This window comes from Lysinibacillus sp. fls2-241-R2A-57 (assembly GCF_030209535.1).
Taxonomy (GTDB): domain Bacteria; phylum Bacillota; class Bacilli; order Bacillales_A; family Planococcaceae; genus Lysinibacillus.
Map to the genome: position 1 here is coordinate 24,748 of NZ_JARVRU010000029.1, position 17,322 is coordinate 42,069.

Sequence of the window (17,322 nt, forward strand, 5' to 3'; positions counted from 1 at the left end):
GAAAAATGGTAATTAACTCAACAACTAATCCTTTTTCGGAGTTTGCTGATAGAGTCTTGAATTTAAATGTAGATCTTCCTAATGCTGAGTCAATTTATAAAGTTATGGATTCTCATATTAAAAGGATAGGGAAAACTAGACATCTTTTTATTACAGGAGCATCAAATGTGGGTAAAACTAAAATGGCGGAGAACTATATTCAAAGATATCCAGGGTATACCCTTACCGAAGAAGACGGTACAGAAATTGATATTAAACCAGTAATTTATATGGAAGCTCCTCACCCATTTACCTTATTAGAATTTTATCATGAACTAATATATGCGTTAGGCTCTCCACGTTTAGGAGGAGTACCAAAGATAAATGATCTGAAGGTTCGTGCATATCATTTAATTGATAGGCAAAGAGTGAAGATGGTTATTATAGATGAAATAAATAATATACAGACCTCTGGTATTAATAAAAATTCAGCTATGGATGCAATAAAACATATGGCTAACAAAACGAATGTTACATTAGTTTTAATGGGTACACCTGAAGCAGCAGAATTAAGGACCTTAGATGAGCAATATAAGTCAAGATATCGACCACATTCCATCAATCGTTTCACAGAATGTAATGAAGAATTTTGTTTATATTTAAATAGGATAGAAGAACAATTGAAATTTCCAAAGGAAATTGGTCTAGGAGATTTAAAAACGGGACTACCTCAAATCCTACATTATCAAAGTAAGGGAAAAGTAGGCTATTTAGTTCCTATTATTCAAGAAGCATATGATTTGCTAGGTGTTTTTCAAGAGTCATTCAATGATTTCAATAATGCCATTTTATCGCCATATGCACTGGATGAAGCGTATAAAATAATACAGGGTGATTTTATTGATGATATTCTAGATGAGAAACATTAAAGAAGGAAGTATATACCTATACCAAAAGGGAATAATTGTGTTAAAAACTTTTGGAGAGGTTATTATTGAAGACAGAATTCTTAACAATAAGAGTTAAACCTTATGAGGATGAATTGTTATCTAGTTTACTAATTAGATTAGCTAATGCTAATGGTATTGATGTTTTAAAATTCTGTTCCAGTTTTAATATCAGTACTTCACATTATCCACAAAAAAATGATTTAGATCTGATTGATTTTTATCCATTAAGTATTCTTGATATTGGAAAAATAGCAGAGATTAATAATTTAGATAAAACGATACTGCTCAATAAAACGTTTTTAAAGGTTATAAAGAAATTTACTGGTGAAAATTTCTCCAGAGTACGAAGTTTCACAGATATAATTAGGAAAAAGCTATATTATTGTCCAGATTGTCTAAAGGAAAATATTTATTATAGGATTTTATGGAAAGTAGAAGGCGTTAATGGCTGTTTAAAACATAATAAATTTCTTATAAATAAGTGTCACAATTGCAATAAAGATATTCTCTATAAGGAAGTATATGTTATTGGTTTATGTCCTCATTGTAATTTTGCTTTGAAAAATTGCAAATCTATACTTGATAAAAAAGTACATGTAGAAATAAACACTCATTTAATAAAATCTTGGGAGTTCTTATTGGGAGATAAAGCTCAATCTATTCATACTAATCAGATACCACTTAATTTATTGTATTTATTGAATGAATTTAAATTGGATTTAGATAGATCATTAGTTACCAGAAATTTGAACAAACATGCTTCATTATCTGTCTTGCTTCAGCATGTAAGAAGTACAAATGGATGTCGGAAAAATTTGCACATGAGTATTGTATTGAATATTTTAAAAGAACAAAACTATAGTTTGGAGCAATTTTTTAAACTGAATGTTCCGAATACTTTTATAACAGGACTTCAAACTAAAAAGAAAATAGATAATGTTTCATGTATGGCTCCTTGGTGTTCTTCTTTCGGAGAGTTTGGATCTTTAGTTAAAACTGGAACCAGCAAGAAAAAGAAAAAAGATGGGACAGAATTAAAATATTATCTTCTTTGTACTAAGTGTGGTTGTGAATATGCATTAAATCTTGATGATCAGCTTGTAGAACGAACATATTTTATTCACGCATATAAAGAATTTATTACTGTTAATACATCAAGTAGCAGTTTGAAACAACTTGCCACTAGTTTGAAAATGTCAATTGATAAAATAAAAAGGTGTATTTGTTATTTCATAAGTAGGAGTATGTTTAATAACTGTGCCTGCTCTGTAGACATTATAGTGGATTCAAATAAATTTAAAAAGATTCTTAATAGGATTAGGGAAGGTGATGGATTAAAGAAAATTAGAAGATGGAACATATGGGAAAATTACAATGAGTTTTTAATTTATAGATATCATATTGATGTAATAAATGAATTGCATACTAGAGGAAATTGCTCGAATAAAAGAAACTATAATTCAAACAATAACTCACAGTTTTTATTAGTGAAGAATACTGTAGATAGTATGGTTGAAATGAACGAGGATATTACAATTAAGAATGTAAGTACTAAATTAAAAGTCTCCCCTGAAACTATCCGTAATTGGGGAGGGAATAAGTATATAGCAAAAGTGAAAAGGCAGCAAAGAGAATTAAGGTTAAATCATTTAAGAGAGGAAATAAAAAATAAAGTAGAGTTTTATCTTATTGATACGTGTTCCGAAAATATCTCCTCTAAAGGATTATATGAATACTTAGAAATTAGAAGGACAGTTTTATGGAAAAAGGATAAGGAATTAACCCGATTTATAGCAGATAGATTGGGCACTCTTAAAGAACCAATAGTATCTCAATATAAAGATTAAATTTGGAAGGAGAGTTTCATGAAATTTAGAAAAAGATTCACTATTAGGGCTAAATTGATAGAGGGGGAGTCTTTATCAAGCTATCTCATTAGGACAGCAAATCTAAATGCTATCACCAGTATTGTTGAAATATGGCAATTGGTAAAGAACCAAGAATTATATAAAGTTGATAGGAATAAATCTCATAAGTTAGACTTATTTCCAAGTGATATTGTACAATTAAATGATTTATCAAATTTATTAAATATTCAAGCTGACGAATTGGTATTACATTCTTTTGAGCCAATAGTTAGCTTTTTTTATCCTGGAGCAGTTGGAAAAAGGATTTTTGGTAAAGAGATTGAGCTCAAACACCGTCGATTTTGCAGAAGCTGTCTAATGGAGAATGGAGCATTTCAACTTTTATGGCAAGTTGAAGAGATACATATGTGTTATAAACATTTAACTAGGATAGAATTAAAATGTCATAGATGTGGAAGTGAACAACCATACGTAAAAAAAAACCTTTTAGAACATCTAAAATGCAATTGTTGTAGTGAATTGTTGTTTGATGAGATAGCAGAACCTATCCACGATATTGATATAATAAACAAGCAATTACGGATATATAGGGATTGGAATAGTTTGTTTGAAATTTCAAATTGTTTGAAAAGAGACTATTCAGAGATGTTTCAACCAATACATCGAAAAATAGCAGTTATATTATTATATTTAACCACTCCGACTACAGTACGGATAAATTATAAGAAACACCCCTTCTTTTCTCCTTCGCAAGCCCAAAGATTATTAAAAATTGTGAGAAATAAATCTAATGACACCATAAGATTAGGATTTATATTAGATACATTGAGAGAATTAAACATTGAAATAAGCAATTTAATGTGTTTAAAAGTTCCAATATCTTTTATGAGGAGATTACTAAATAAAGCAAATGATAAGAAAATTCAGGTTGTTAATTGTAAATCAGAGTGGTGTGAATCTTATGGCACAGTTCATAAAATGGTAGATATGAAATTTTCTAATGGGAAATATGTGCCTAAAGAACATCTCTATCATCAAGTATGTGCGTGTACAGATTGCTGGATAAAGGTAGGTTTTAGTAAGGAACTATCAAAATGGGAGAATACAAATATTTCAAAGGATTTATTAGAGGAAATTAATAACTCAATAGATATGGGTTTTTCTGAAAAACAAATAATTGAGCAACTTAAAATAAAGTCTAATAAATTATATTTCTATATGGGATATATCTATCGTTATAATCCATTTCGTAAAAATAATTTAAATATAGAAGATAGAGTAAAGGAAATAAGTGGTAGTACATTAATAAACAATTTTGTTTTATTAAAGCCCTTTTGGAGAATGAAAGAATCGCTAACTAGACAAGCATTAAAACTTTTTGGGTGGGATGTTTTATCAACCTATTATTATTACTGGCATCCCGAGGTACAACAATACATATACTTAGAGGAAAATTCACGAGCAACAAATAGAAAAAAAAGAGGGAAATTAAAAAATGATGTGAACAGGGTGATTAGGCATCTAGATGAAAATGATATAGAGATATCTGTAAAAGAAGTAGCAGCTAGTTTAGGTATAACGGATAGAACCTTGCAATATCATAACCTGAGTAAGAATATTAATGAGGCAAAATTAATGAATAAAATAAATAAAGAGAATGAAGTAAAGTCATTTATTCTCGATAAAATAAATGAATATATTAAAAATAAAAAAAATCATGAAGAACCCATATTAGTACATGAAGTATATGTGTTTTTAGGGATATCAGTAAGAATTATGAAAAATAAATATCCGGAAATAGCACAGTTTATTTCTAATTCAGCAAAAGAAAATAAATCTGAACAAAAATTAATAAGAAGAAAGAATGTAGAAAAAGCCATAATTCAAATTTATAAACAATATGGTAAGGTTGATTACTCTCTTTTAAGTGAATATTTAGGAGTTACCAAAAAGACATTAACTAGCTCTAGTGGAGTATATAAAGGAATTTCTTCATTGATAAAAAATATATTAGCTGATTTAGAGAGAGATAAAACCTCTAACACAAACAATAAAAATTCTCTTTTTTAGAGGTATCAGAAACAGTTTATGACAGTATGAATTATAGAAATGGGGAGTTATGACAGTTGTTATTAAAAAAAATGACATAATTCCTTTATAAATTGGCTTAAAATACTTAATATTTATGACAGCATTAAATATAATTCACAAAAAAAGATGTAGATTTGAAATAAAGTTGCGATGTTTGTAAAAAAGATACGATGTTTAAAATAAAGTCGCGACGGTTGTAAAAAATTTGCGATGAAATGCCCCTTTCTAAAGGGGTGTTTTTTTATGTCTAAACAAGCAAGAAAATCTAAAATCGAAAAATGGATTAAAGAAGGTCGAGGTTCAGGTGTTGTTTATATCTTTTCTGAAATATATGTATATTTCTCCATATAAGATTGTTTATTAACTTTTTATACAATAAAATCTAACATTTATTCCCGATATGGTTGTTTTTATCAGTATTAAACCACTTTTAAATAATAAAGACCCTAATAAGATTAAATGGAAAGGGGGGGAGTTAATGACAATACCTAATCATGTTTTCAAGTGTATTCAAAAGGCCAGAGGTTGCCAGTCATTTTATGTGAATTGCATAGATAGCAATACCTCTTCTGAAGAAATTGAATTGCTCCAAGGTTTGGCCTTAGATACTACTAAACAAATAATAAAAATTAAAGAATTCTATAAAGAAAAAAATGGAATAGATTTAGTACCTTATCATCTTCATAAATAATTTTTGGTGGTTCAAATAAGGAAAAACTAAAGTGTCCAAAAACCTTTAGTTTTCGGTTCAAATCCGAATACCACCTCCAGATTTAAAGAGGTTTAAAAAATAAGAATTAGGAGGAATACAACGATGGCTGGTTACAATGGTATTGCTTCATGGAACAGGACTACAAACAAAGGAATGTGTGGAACGTGGGATAACAATAAAAATGTGGCAGCATATCCTCATGTGTTTCAAATGAATTCGGGAACCTGCGATCTAACTGGATGCAATAAACCCTTGGTCAAACTAAATTGCGGGAGTCAATTACTCGTTTCTCAGCCTTGTAGCAACAAATCAGTAAATGTAAATATAGCAGATTGTGGTCCTGCTATGAGTAATTATTGTAGTGATACAGGAGTGTATTGTAAACAAAATTATTTTCAAGGCAGATTAATTGATCTATCACCAACAGCATTCGCTGCTTTAGGTGATTTAGACCATGGAACTATGACAGTCAGGGTTGAATATTCATAAAAATGGAGGAGAATAATATGAATAACAACGAAACTTTTATTGTTACAGGTATTATAAAGGAAATTAAGGAAGATAAGATTTTTGTCACATCAAATAAGGAAATCTCCATTCTTTCTTTAAATACGCAGTCTATCATTTGGAAAGGAAAGAGAGGAAAAAAGATTAATGACCTACAAGAAAATGATTTCTTTTACGCCCGTGGCACAAAAAAATCGGATGATGTTCTATTGGTAGAGATTATTTGGGCTAATATTGTTAACGTCACGAGTAATGTACAGGGGATCTATGAAAACACATTAATTTTGAATAATAATGATAATGTTGATTTGGATCCTGACATTGATTTAATCGAAGAGGGAAGCAATGTAAAAGTCCTTGCGAAAGAGGGAGTAGTACAAAAAGGTGATTTTATTCAAGTAATCGGTTTGCTAGATCAAAAGAGTAACAGGATTAAAGCAACTAAAATTTTTAGATTTTAACTTCATAATTTTATTTCTTAAAGTTAAAATATTTATATAATATGAAAAGTAACACGCCCCTTTACAATATTATGTAAGGGGCGTGTTATATTATTAGGTTAGATAGTTCATTATCTGTAAGTATACCAGACGTACCAACCTTTTTCCTTATCCTTCACTACAAACATAATTCCAGTAGAAGCACTTGCACTAGGTAAAAACTTGGGAAATTCTAACTCAACCAACCAAGAATTTTCCGCAACTTCCTTGTTACATAACTTTTCAACCATTTTGTAGTATACCTTGTCATAATTAATTCCTTGAGCTTTATATAAAGGTTCAATTTCCAACACATTCCACTCTTTATACATTTTATCGGGATAAGCTATGGGCACTATTTCATTTAATTTCATTAAAAGTTCATTTTTATTATTTATAGATGTTTCAGCAAATGTTTTAGTATTTGGGCACTTAGGTACTAAATAAGGTAAATCGGCTTTTGCACTTGAAAACCAAAAAAGAAAACATGGCAACATAAAAAATGTAATAATTTTTTTCAAATAAATACACCTCAGTTATAGTATATTCCTTTGAATTGGTTTTAAACATTTGTTGTGTACGTTGCTGTAGCTATTACCAGCGGTGAAAGGCGATAGGGGATGGATGTTCGTTGGCACGGGCTTTCTGCTGAACACCAGATCCATCTACACGGTAAAAAGACCAAAAATCCCCCACTGACTGTCTAGCACAAATAGTTTTTCGTTCAAGTAAGAACTATTTGTAGTTTTTATTGTTAATTTTAACCTACCCAAAATGAACAATTGCTGATACTGGAAGTACAGCTGTGGCTTTAAAATAAAGTTACGATGTTTGTAAAAAAGGTGAGGAAATTTGACTTTTTCAAAAAAATTATAAGTGAGTTTTGATTAAACTTTTTTATAAAATGAAAAGGTATTTCAAAAATAAAAGAATCCATTTTGCTCAATCTTTTTTCAAAATACGTGGGTTTATTTTATTTTGAAATCAACGTTTGCAGCAAAATTTTAATTAAACTTTATTCCAAATCAACAAAAGATATGTTAAATGACAAATAGGTTGTTTAATTCACACTAATGTCGTTTGAAAAATAATAAAGTTGTTAAATAAAATGCGAGTCATTCTATTCAACAAAAGGACGCTTTTATGAAGTAACTAAAGCCTAATTTCTCACTTACATCACCGAGAAATTAGGCTTTTTTATATTTGGCTTTCCTTATCGTTGTAAATCCGCATTTACCTGAGGTTACCCCTTTTAGGTACTACTTATAAAAAAAGATTTCTTTCTCCTCCAATCCAAAAACAAACTTTTTAGAGGACCTCATACGTCTTACTTTTGTAGAGACAAAATGAATAAATGGAGGTTTAGAAAATGAAGAAGCAATACATAAAGAAAATTCCTTATTTAGCATTGGCAGGTTTAATTTGTGCAGTTGGAATCGGGGCGCCACAAGTTTCGTTGGCAAAACAGGCAGCTTCAGATTCAAAAGTGGTGGCTCAGCAATCCGAAAAAACGTTGCCAAAAGTAGAAATTGGTCAAAAATTTAGAGTACCCGAACTTAAACTTAAGGAAAATACGTATGTACTCGACTGCAAGGTGTCCGATATTGACGGTAATTCAGTTAAGGACAATGTGATATTGGTGGGTACAAAAGAAAAGATTGATGGCAAACTGGATGCCTATGCGAATGATTTATCCATCATCGTGCAGGAGGGAAAAACTAAAAAATATATAAAATATGATTGGTTGTCCAAAGGGACGGATGGAAAAATGTATGGGGAATCCGCCCGAGAGCCAAACTTGATTATTAGTGACTATACGGGCAACAAAGTGAACGATATTATCGTAACTGCCCCTCAAGGAGGAAATGGTGGATACGTGGATCATCTGATCTTAACTTGGGAAGGAAAAAAACTCAAAAATGTTTTGGCGGATAACCAAGAACTATACACGAATTCTCAGGCAAACTTCATTTTTAAATTGCCTGTTTCATGGAACGGACATTACAAAACAAGCCAATATTCAGGAAAAAATGCAAATCAAATCATGCCATCGGCTAAGCATGTAGTGCAGTTCGATTATACTGCGAAAAATGGAAAAGATACTGAGATGCTGCTGATGATCTCCGTATTTTCCAAAAATGATTGGAGTCGCCTCTCCAGCGAAGAAGGCCCGCCTGTAGGGAGCGTCATTACAAAAGCCAACGGCATGGTGTATGTGTATACGGTACCGCAGTCCAATCCGTTTGCTCCCCAGTCGAAAGACGGCAAGCTGTTTGACCAACTGTACGGTGATTTGAATATTAATAAATCTTTCAAACTGCTAAATTAGGTCTTTGCAAAAAAAACAAGCGCCTCGGTACGATAGGGTTGCATACAAGGTCGATGCCTCGAAATTAAACACCAATGTAGCTTTGTAAAAAAGATTGATCGTTTATAATAAAGATTGATAATTTGTAATAAAGTTTGGTAAAAATCATCTCGTTAGTTATCCTTTGAGATGATTTTTTTATTGGACATTTATGTTAAAACTGATGTTTATCTTGTGAAGAATTTCTTCCAATCCTTCCACCGTATGGTCCACTTTTATCAAACGAACTTAACAATTGACCAAATGATTGCTATTCAACGCTCTCATAAAATTGGCGTCAAGAATATTAAACAAATGGAAATTACCGGTGAAGGGAGAATAATTGGGGATTTGTGGTATTATATAGTGAGCGAAGAAACAAGAATAAAATTTTCCAACGAGCTTCGCAAACAATCGAAATTACCAATAGAGGGTCCTACTGATAAAATGATACAGACCTAATTACTGTAAGACACTTTTTGGAAGGATAAATCAGTTCCTACTTTTATAGAATAGGCTGATATGGTATTTACTTAGGTTATAGTAACAGCTAGGTTTTAATAGCTGAAAATTAAAAGGAGAGATTTCATTAATTATGTTTAAAAATTTTTTTGGAAAGTGCATAGTAACTTTTTTTGTTTTACTTTTACTTATCCCTGTTTTTACAAATCAAAAGGCTACAGCTAATTCACTACCTCAAAATGAAATGCGTGCAGCCTGGATTGCAACAGTATCTAATATTGATATGAAGGCAGGTATGAGTAAAACCCAATATACTCAATGGGTTCAAAGTACCTTAGACAAATTAAAAGCTGATAACTTTAATACAGTTATTTTTCAAGTTAAGCCATTAAATGATGCACTGTACCCGTCTAAGCTTGCTCCATGGTCATCGTATATAACAGGCAATAAACAAGGGACCAATCCGGGTTTTGATCCATTGCAAATAATGCTGGACGAAGCACATAAGCGAGGATTAGAACTTCATGCTTGGGTAAACCCATATAGGGTCACTATGCCTTCGCAATCTTTGTCTAATCTTGCTGCCGATAATGTAGCCCGTAAAAATCCTAATTGGGTAGTGAAATACGGTAAACAATACTATTTAGATCCTGGTTTGCCGGAAGTTCAAAATTACTTATTATCAACCATAGAAGAATTAGTAAGCAACTATGATATCGACGCTGTACATATGGATGATTACTTCTATCCTTATAAAATAAAAGGAGAGACTTTTCAAGATCAACAAACTTTTAAAAAGTATGGTGGCTCATTCAAGAATATTGAAGACTGGCGCAGAAATAATGTTAATCAATTAGTAAAAAAGGTTTATGCAAGTATTAAGGCAATTAAACCTCATGTTCAATATGGAATATCACCGTTTGGAATTTGGCGAAACAAAGGGCAAGATTCTACTGGTAGTAACACGAATGGAATGAGTAACTACGATGATCTTTATGCTGATACAAGACAGTGGATTAAAGATGGAAGTATCGATTATATTGCTCCTCAAATCTATTGGTCCAGAAATCATAAAGCAGCAAATTACTCTGTTTTATTAGATTGGTGGGGAAGAGAAGTTCAAACGTACGCAAAAGTCCATCCTGTTAATCTATATATTGGCATGGCTAATCATAAAGTTGGAAATGATTCTGATACTGCATGGAATAATAAGACGGAACTTATCAGCCAAGTAATCGCCAACAGAGCAAATAAAAATGCTCAAGGACAAATGCATTTTTCTCTAAGAAGTATTAACAATAACGCTCTTGGATATGCTTCTTATCTAAATCAGCAACTATACAATTATAAAGCTTTAACACCTACAATTTATTGGAAAGACTCTGCAATACCTTTATGTCCAACTGATGTTAAATTGAGTAAAGAGTCTTTCGGCATGAAGCTTACTATTACAGATGAAAATAGTACTCAACCAAGGAAATATGTAATATACCGATTTGATGGAACAAAAGAAGGATCATATGAAGACGTTAAAAATATAGTAGACGTGGTTTATAACACACAAGGTAATACTATTTATGTAGATACTATTGCAAATAAAAGTAAAGTATACACATATGGTATAAAGTCTATATCTGCTACAGGTGTGGAAAGTAAAACTGCTTTTGTTCTAAAAGACGGAAAGCCTTACCAGCAGCAATAGAGCCAACACCTGAAGGGCCAGATAAATGTTTATAAGGTGGTTTTAATCAAACTTTCTTTCAAAGAAACAAGATGGAAACATTGAGAGTTATTACTGCTATCGAATAATATAGCGGTATCCATTTGAGACCATTTATATAAAATCGTATTTAAGGTATCAATACCTTAAATACGATTTTTTTTATTTCACAAACAGTCCATTTTATGGAATAACACCTTTAAAATCTGGATATTTGTGTTAAAATTTCTCTGTATTGTTTTCCATCTAAAATGAATAAGAGAGGTCTTTGAGATTTATGGGAGAAGCTTGTAATTTGAGCTGTGGACATTGCTCTTACAATCAAAATGTTTTTTTAGGAATTGGATTTAGGTATATAAACTTGAGTTCGATTTTAGAATGGTATGAGGAAGAAGAAGGTCGGCAATACATTAGAGAGTTTATTAATAACAAGGAAACGTCTTTTGAATGCTACGTCGGTCTATATGTTTGTCAGAATTGTTGTTACCTATTAAATAAAGCACATTTACATATGAAGTCAGGAACCCAATCTTACACGAACACTCATACTTGTCCTCGATGTAATACTCAAATGTCGTCAAAGCCTTTAGTCGATATTAATCAAAGTGATGTTCTAGATTGTCCAGATTGTGGGCAAGAAAAGCTAAAGGTGAGTTTTTATATGGATTGGGACTAGGAAGTTGGTTCTTAAAATTCTCTTTTTATTTTTAAAATAAACATTAGATAAAAACTAGATGGAAGGTCAGCATAACTTTTGAACATTCCAAAAGATTAAAGGAATAATACAATGTTAATTAGATTTTCGCACCATCTTTTGCATAATTAAAAATATGAGTATTTCGAAAAAAGAAAAGGACAGGAGTTAAAATCAAATATGTTTGAGGATGCTAAAAAAATAGTTTTTAGGCCTTTAAAAAGTGATGATTATAAATTTGTTCTTCATTGGAGTATGGACGAAAAGTTTTGTGAAGCTAATGGGTGGGAAAAAAATCGGGATGAAGAAGAATTATATAATTGGTGGCAATGCTGTGTGAATATGGATCGTAAGGATTTTATTCGCTTAGGAATTGAATATGAGAAAAGATTAATTGGTTATGTAGATTTAGCAGAGATTCAAAATAGCCGTGCAGAAATAGGTATTGCTATTGGTGAAAGTCAGTTGTGGGGAAAGGGTATAGGAACTACCGTAACCCGAATGTTTATTAATTATGCGTTCGAGAAGTTTAGTATTACAAAATTTTATAGTGAAACACATGAAACTAATTATCGTTCAAGAAAAATGATGGACAAGTTAGGTTTTAAAGAAATTAGTAGAAACGGGAGCGAATTTTATTTAAACAAGGAAACACCTCTTATACAGTATAAATTGTATCTGTAGTTTTACTTAGGGGGCTATGTTAAATTATTGTATTTCTAAAAATATACAACTTGTATATAAGTTGATTGGAGTAAAGGTTAGACACCACTAGGTAAGCACCCAGTCGGAACGGAAATTAACCACACGTTATGGTGATGAGCCACGATACTATATCTCTTAAATTAAAGAAGTAAAAATGAGATTTAATCAACGGTATAACCATCTAGATGGATGAAATATCTTTGAATGGTAAAAATTAAAAAAAGTAATAGAAAATTATTCTAAAAAATGTTATATATTATATTGGAAACATATTAATAGGAGCTGAGTTTTTTGGAAATAAATACATCGAGAGATGATATAGCACTGCGAGGGAAGCGAGGTTTACATTTTATCCTTGCATCAATAATTATTTGGAGTTCAATTTTTATAATATGGTTGCTTCCGATAAATGATATATCAACTAGAAATTTATTAACATTTTGTTTTACTGCAGTACTTTTACCATTGGCTTTTCTAATCTCGAAATTAGTTAAGGCAGAATTTTCAACCAAAGATAACCCATTAAATAATTTAGGTATAATATTTTCCTGTAATCAAATTTTATATATTTTGATTGCTATATGGATTTATCAAGCAGTTCCTGAAAAATTAGTTATGATATTAGCTATAATATTTGGAGCGCACTTATTACCTTTTGGATGGTTATATAAATCTAATGCATATTATGTAATGGCTATAATCGTTTCTTTAACGTCTTTGATTATAGGAGTTAATTTTAGTCCAACAATATTGGCTCTTGTTATGATCTTTTTGGAGATTGTATTTTCAATATGGTTATATTTCGAAATGAAAAATGTTAAACAGTAGGATAGCTATAGTCCCAACAATAATTGGGAAAAAAATTTAAGCAACGCATTTTGATCTTTGTTCAAACTAGATGCCACCAGGAAAGCACCAAGTCGGTATGGAAATCAATCTGCGGTAGTTTAAAAATTAGGCAGAAAATTAATTTATTGACAATTTGAATAATAATACTATAATAATCAACAAGATTGCATAACGAAGAATTGTTGAAAACAATTTGGAGTATAAGAGTAAAGCGTTGAAGAGAACGAGTAATTTTAATGGAACTTACAGAAAGTAGCCGGTTGATGAGAGGCACAAGGAAAGTTAAAATGAATACATCTTGGAGCTGCGTACCGAACTTTAGTAGGCTACGACGGGTTTGCATCCGTAATCAATGCAAAGGTATCGCAATTTAGCCGTACCTATTGAGGAGAGTTATGTGAATGACTCTTAAATTAAGGTGGTAACACGTTCATACACGTCCTTTAGGTTAATTCCTAAAGGGCGTTTTTTTATCTTCATTCAGCAGAAGAGCATCTGCTGAAATGAAGATAAAGCCTCAGGCGGATGTAACGGATTTTTGCTCTTGCAATATTAATTCAAAATTTAAGGAGTTGTATTGTATGTTTTTAAAACCAGAGGAACAATTAGAAATTATTCAAAAAGGTGTAGATAAGATTGTTAATGCAGAAGAGTTATTAGCAAAATTGGAGCATTCTTTTAAAGAACAAAAGCCTTTAACGATTAAGCTCGGTTTAGATCCTTCTGCACCAGACATTCATTTAGGGCATGCTGTTGTTCTACGGAAAATTAAACAAATGCAAGATTTAGGTCATCGTGTTGTAATTATTATCGGTGATTTTACAGGCCGTATAGGGGATCCAACTGGAAAGGCAAAAGGGCGCGTCGCACTAAGTGATGACATTGTAAAGGAAAATGCTAAAACATATTGTGAGCAAATTTTTAAAATTTTAGATAAAGAAAAAACGACTGTACGTTTTAATAGTGAGTGGTTATCAAAATTAACATTTGAAGAAGTCATTAAATTAGCTGCGACCACTTCTGTAGCGCGTATTTTAGAACGTGATGATTTCCAAAAACGCTATAACAGTCAAGTGCCAATTGGTATTCATGAATTTTTCTATCCTTTGATGCAAGCGTATGATTCAGTCGAAATTTCTGCTGATATTGAATTAGGGGGTACCGATCAAACGTTTAATATTTTGATGGGCCGTACATTACAAAAGCATTTAGGGCTCGAAAAACAAATTGCTATGTTTATGCCCTTATTAGAAGGCTTAGATGGTGTTGAAAAAATGAGTAAAAGCTTAGGAAATTATATTGGAGTAAATGAAGCACCAGAAGTAATGTTCAAAAAAGTAATGGAAGTACCTGATGCATTAATTATTAAGTACTTTGAGCTAGCAACAGATGAGCATCCTAAAGTGATTGAGGAAGTGAAAGATCGATTATCAAAAGGTGGAAATCCTCGAGATATAAAACTAGAGTTAGCAGAGCTTATTACTACTTTATATTATGGTGAAGAAGCAACAAAGGGAGCGAAACAATATTTTGAAACAGCATTTCAAAAGAAACAAATCCCTGATAATATACCGTCAGTGCTAATTGAAATAGGGAAAGAATCGGTGCTAGATATAATTCCAGCATTAATGGCTAAAAACTATATAAAAAGTAAAAGTGAATTTATACGATTAATTAAACAAAATGGTGTTTCTTTAAATGGTGAAAAAATTACAGTAGATGACACTGACCGAGTTTTAATGAATGAGGAGGTTTTACAAATTGGGAAGAAACGATTTATTCGGTTTATAAAATAAGGGACCAAGTTGTACTTTTTTAGTGGAATAGTCATAAGGATTCCTTTACGAAGTGTTTGTAATCAAACTAACCAGTTGCTAAAAAAAGCTGATTCAGAGAATCAGCTTTTTTACTATAGAAATCAATATAATTAAATAGTGAATTTTTTCATTTCATCTCTTAGAGCATCAGCAATAGCATCTAGTTCCTTAGCTTTTTCAGAAACGGTCTCGATGCTTTTCATTTGTTCATTTGCGGAAGCGGAAACTTGTTCTGTTCCTGCAGAGGTTTCGACTGCAGAAGCAGAGATGTTTTGAACCACACCAATGATTTGCTCTTTGCGCTCATTCATCTCGTGAGATAAATGTTTCACCTCTTGTGCTACTTCACTCGTTTGGTCTAGAGCTGCCTTTATTGTATTAAATATCTCACTCGTATTTTCTGTAGCTTTTGCATTTTGTTCAACAATGCTAAGGCTTGTACCAATTTCCTGTACAGCATTTTTAGAAATATCCTGAATGGCGGTGATTTTGTTCTTAATATCTTCAGTTGCTATAGATGTCTGTTCTGATAATTTTCGAATTTCATCAGCAACTACTGCGAAACCTTTTCCTGCTTCGCCTACGCGAGCTGATTCAATGGATGCATTCAGTGCCAATAAATTCGTTTGAGTCGCGATATCTGTAATTGTATTGACAATACTTGATATATCAGATGAAGTTTTGTCTACTTCCTGAACGATATTACTTACCTGTTGTGAAGACACACGATTCTTCTCTGACCAAATAGAGAGTTGGTTGACGGTTTCCACACCTTGATTACTTAAGTGATCAATATCCTCTGTCATGGAAGCGATCTTCTCTGTTTGCGCCATAACGCGATCAATGTTTACAGAAAGTTGATTTAATTGTTCAGCACTTTGTTCTGTGTCATGAGCCTGCTCTTCTGTAGCTTTTGCTATTTCATTAATGGCTGAGCTAATTTCATCAGTTGTACGTACCGTATCTTCTGATATTTGCATCAGAACCTTTGAGGAATCTGATAACTCGGAACTTGTTTTATGTATGTTGACGGTAACATCCTTTAATGCTGATCGCATGCCAGAGATGCCTTTTGCCATGAGACCAATTTCATCTTGATGATTTAATAACTTCTCTAATTCTGGATTTTCTGTAAAGTCTAAGCTTGCTGTTTGATGAATGGCCTTTTCAAGATTTTTAATGGCAGCCACAATGCGACCAATAATCCACCACATTAAAGCACCTATAATTAAAAAGCTTACTACACCGGTAATAATCTGATAGCTTAGAACAGAGTTTGTAATTGATTGAATGCCGCTTTCAGGCACCCCAACGTCGAGCACGCCATAAAGTTTGCCATCCTTATAGATAGGCTCCATTATGTCATATGTCCAAATACCTTGAACTTCAGCGTACCATCTTGTGAACTGATTTTTCCCGTTTTTAGCCCCATCAATCGTGTAATCATCCTCATACACTTTTCCTAATTTATTTTTATCACTATGTGCCACCGCTTGAACGTTTGTATCAATGACAACTGCATAAGTCACATTATCTTGTTTTGATTTTGTTTCCACAAAATTTTGTAAAGATGGAATGGGGTCACTCTCTGAATTTAAGATGGTTTCCGCTTGTTTTGCCATTTCAAAGACTTGTTCGTTGGCTTTTTCAATTAATACTTCTTTGCTATTTTTTCCAACAAACCATACTCCGAATACAGAATTGACTACAGAAGACAATAATAATAAACCTAATGTAAATAACAATAATCGACGCTTAATACTTTTACTTTTCATATAGTCTCCCCTTTTAAAATAATGAATATGTAAATTGAGTTATTGAGGTTCTTTATTCCTATAAAAACTCAATAAATGCTTATTTTTCAACTATAGTATTGTGCAAAAAAGACGAATTGTCAATGATAGATTATATAAGACTTATTACTTAATGAATGAGAAAGTAGGTGTGAAAGTCCTTTTATTGATTGATGAAATCTCTGTTTTAGAAAATGAATAGTAAGTTGGTAAAACGAAAATCAACCACACGTTATGGTGATGAGACAATGCTTCAAACTATATGGTATAATATGGGTTAGACTTACTGAGATACAAGGGGGATTGTTTGATGAGAAGGTATACTATTTCTGCATAGCAAAGGCTATTG

At 31.9% G+C, this 17,322-nt stretch carries 14 protein-coding genes and 1 other annotated feature; of the genes, 12 read left to right on the forward strand and 2 right to left on the reverse strand.

What is annotated here, in order from left to right; genetic code table 11:
* The first annotated feature begins 5 nt into the window (after positions 1-5).
* The 6 genes from QRN68_RS05845 (at position 6) to QRN68_RS05870 (ending at position 6,568) form a co-directional block, all read left to right on the forward strand.
* A complete protein-coding gene (locus QRN68_RS05845) occupies positions 6-908 on the forward strand; it encodes a TniB family NTP-binding protein (RefSeq protein WP_285395809.1) in 903 nt (300 codons plus the stop codon).
* Between the two features lie 65 nt (positions 909-973).
* A complete protein-coding gene (locus tag QRN68_RS05850) occupies positions 974-2,776 on the forward strand; it encodes a TniQ family protein (protein ID WP_285395810.1) in 1,803 nt (600 codons plus the stop codon).
* Between the two features lie 18 nt (positions 2,777-2,794).
* On the forward strand, positions 2,795-4,867 hold the full coding sequence (locus QRN68_RS05855; protein WP_285395811.1) for a TniQ family protein: 2,073 nt from the start codon (positions 2,795-2,797) through the stop codon (positions 4,865-4,867).
* 499 nt (positions 4,868-5,366) lie between these two features.
* On the forward strand, positions 5,367-5,579 hold the full coding sequence (locus tag QRN68_RS05860) for a hypothetical protein (RefSeq protein ID WP_285395812.1): 213 nt from the start codon (positions 5,367-5,369) through the stop codon (positions 5,577-5,579).
* A 123-nt stretch (positions 5,580-5,702) separates the two neighbouring features.
* On the forward strand, positions 5,703-6,089 hold the full coding sequence (locus QRN68_RS05865; RefSeq protein ID WP_285395813.1) for a septal ring lytic transglycosylase RlpA family protein: 387 nt from the start codon (positions 5,703-5,705) through the stop codon (positions 6,087-6,089).
* Positions 6,090-6,106: 17 nt separating this feature from the next.
* Positions 6,107-6,568 (forward strand): hypothetical protein, encoded by a 462-nt coding sequence (locus tag QRN68_RS05870; protein ID WP_285395814.1) that lies wholly within the window; start codon positions 6,107-6,109, stop codon positions 6,566-6,568.
* Between the two features lie 110 nt (positions 6,569-6,678).
* On the opposite strand, the gene QRN68_RS05875 is transcribed toward QRN68_RS05870, so the two are convergent.
* Positions 6,679-7,107: a hypothetical protein gene (locus tag QRN68_RS05875; protein WP_285395815.1), complete on the reverse strand. Its 429-nt coding sequence runs from the start codon at positions 7,105-7,107 to the stop codon at positions 6,679-6,681.
* Positions 7,108-7,955: 848 nt separating this feature from the next.
* On the opposite strand from QRN68_RS05875, the gene QRN68_RS05880 reads away from it, so the two are divergent.
* The 6 genes from QRN68_RS05880 (at position 7,956) to tyrS (ending at position 15,159) form a co-directional block, all read left to right on the forward strand.
* The gene (locus QRN68_RS05880) at positions 7,956-8,915 is read left to right on the forward strand and encodes a hypothetical protein (protein ID WP_285395816.1); all 960 of its coding nucleotides are present in this window, start codon (positions 7,956-7,958) and stop codon (positions 8,913-8,915) included.
* 168 nt (positions 8,916-9,083) lie between these two features.
* Complete coding sequence (locus QRN68_RS05885) at positions 9,084-9,395, forward strand: hypothetical protein (RefSeq protein WP_285395817.1); 312 nt, start codon at positions 9,084-9,086, stop codon at positions 9,393-9,395.
* A 133-nt stretch (positions 9,396-9,528) separates the two neighbouring features.
* Positions 9,529-11,097, forward strand: coding sequence for a glycoside hydrolase family 10-like protein (locus tag QRN68_RS05890; RefSeq protein WP_285395818.1), 1,569 nt, complete (start codon positions 9,529-9,531; stop codon positions 11,095-11,097).
* An 892-nt stretch (positions 11,098-11,989) separates the two neighbouring features.
* Positions 11,990-12,493, forward strand: a complete 504-nt coding sequence (locus tag QRN68_RS05895) for a GNAT family N-acetyltransferase (RefSeq protein WP_285395819.1) — start codon at positions 11,990-11,992, stop codon at positions 12,491-12,493.
* Positions 12,494-12,805: 312 nt separating this feature from the next.
* Positions 12,806-13,342: a DUF7010 family protein gene (locus tag QRN68_RS05900; protein ID WP_285395820.1), complete on the forward strand. Its 537-nt coding sequence runs from the start codon at positions 12,806-12,808 to the stop codon at positions 13,340-13,342.
* A 226-nt stretch (positions 13,343-13,568) separates the two neighbouring features.
* Positions 13,569-13,810, forward strand: a binding site (T-box leader).
* A gap of 134 nt (positions 13,811-13,944) precedes the next feature.
* The gene (gene tyrS / locus QRN68_RS05905; RefSeq protein ID WP_285395821.1) at positions 13,945-15,159 is read left to right on the forward strand and encodes a tyrosine--tRNA ligase; all 1,215 of its coding nucleotides are present in this window, start codon (positions 13,945-13,947) and stop codon (positions 15,157-15,159) included.
* A 131-nt stretch (positions 15,160-15,290) separates the two neighbouring features.
* Here tyrS and QRN68_RS05910 read toward each other — a convergent pair whose 3' ends face one another.
* Complete coding sequence (locus QRN68_RS05910; RefSeq protein WP_285395823.1) at positions 15,291-16,955, reverse strand: methyl-accepting chemotaxis protein; 1,665 nt, start codon at positions 16,953-16,955, stop codon at positions 15,291-15,293.
* Between the last annotated feature and the right edge of the window lie 367 nt (positions 16,956-17,322).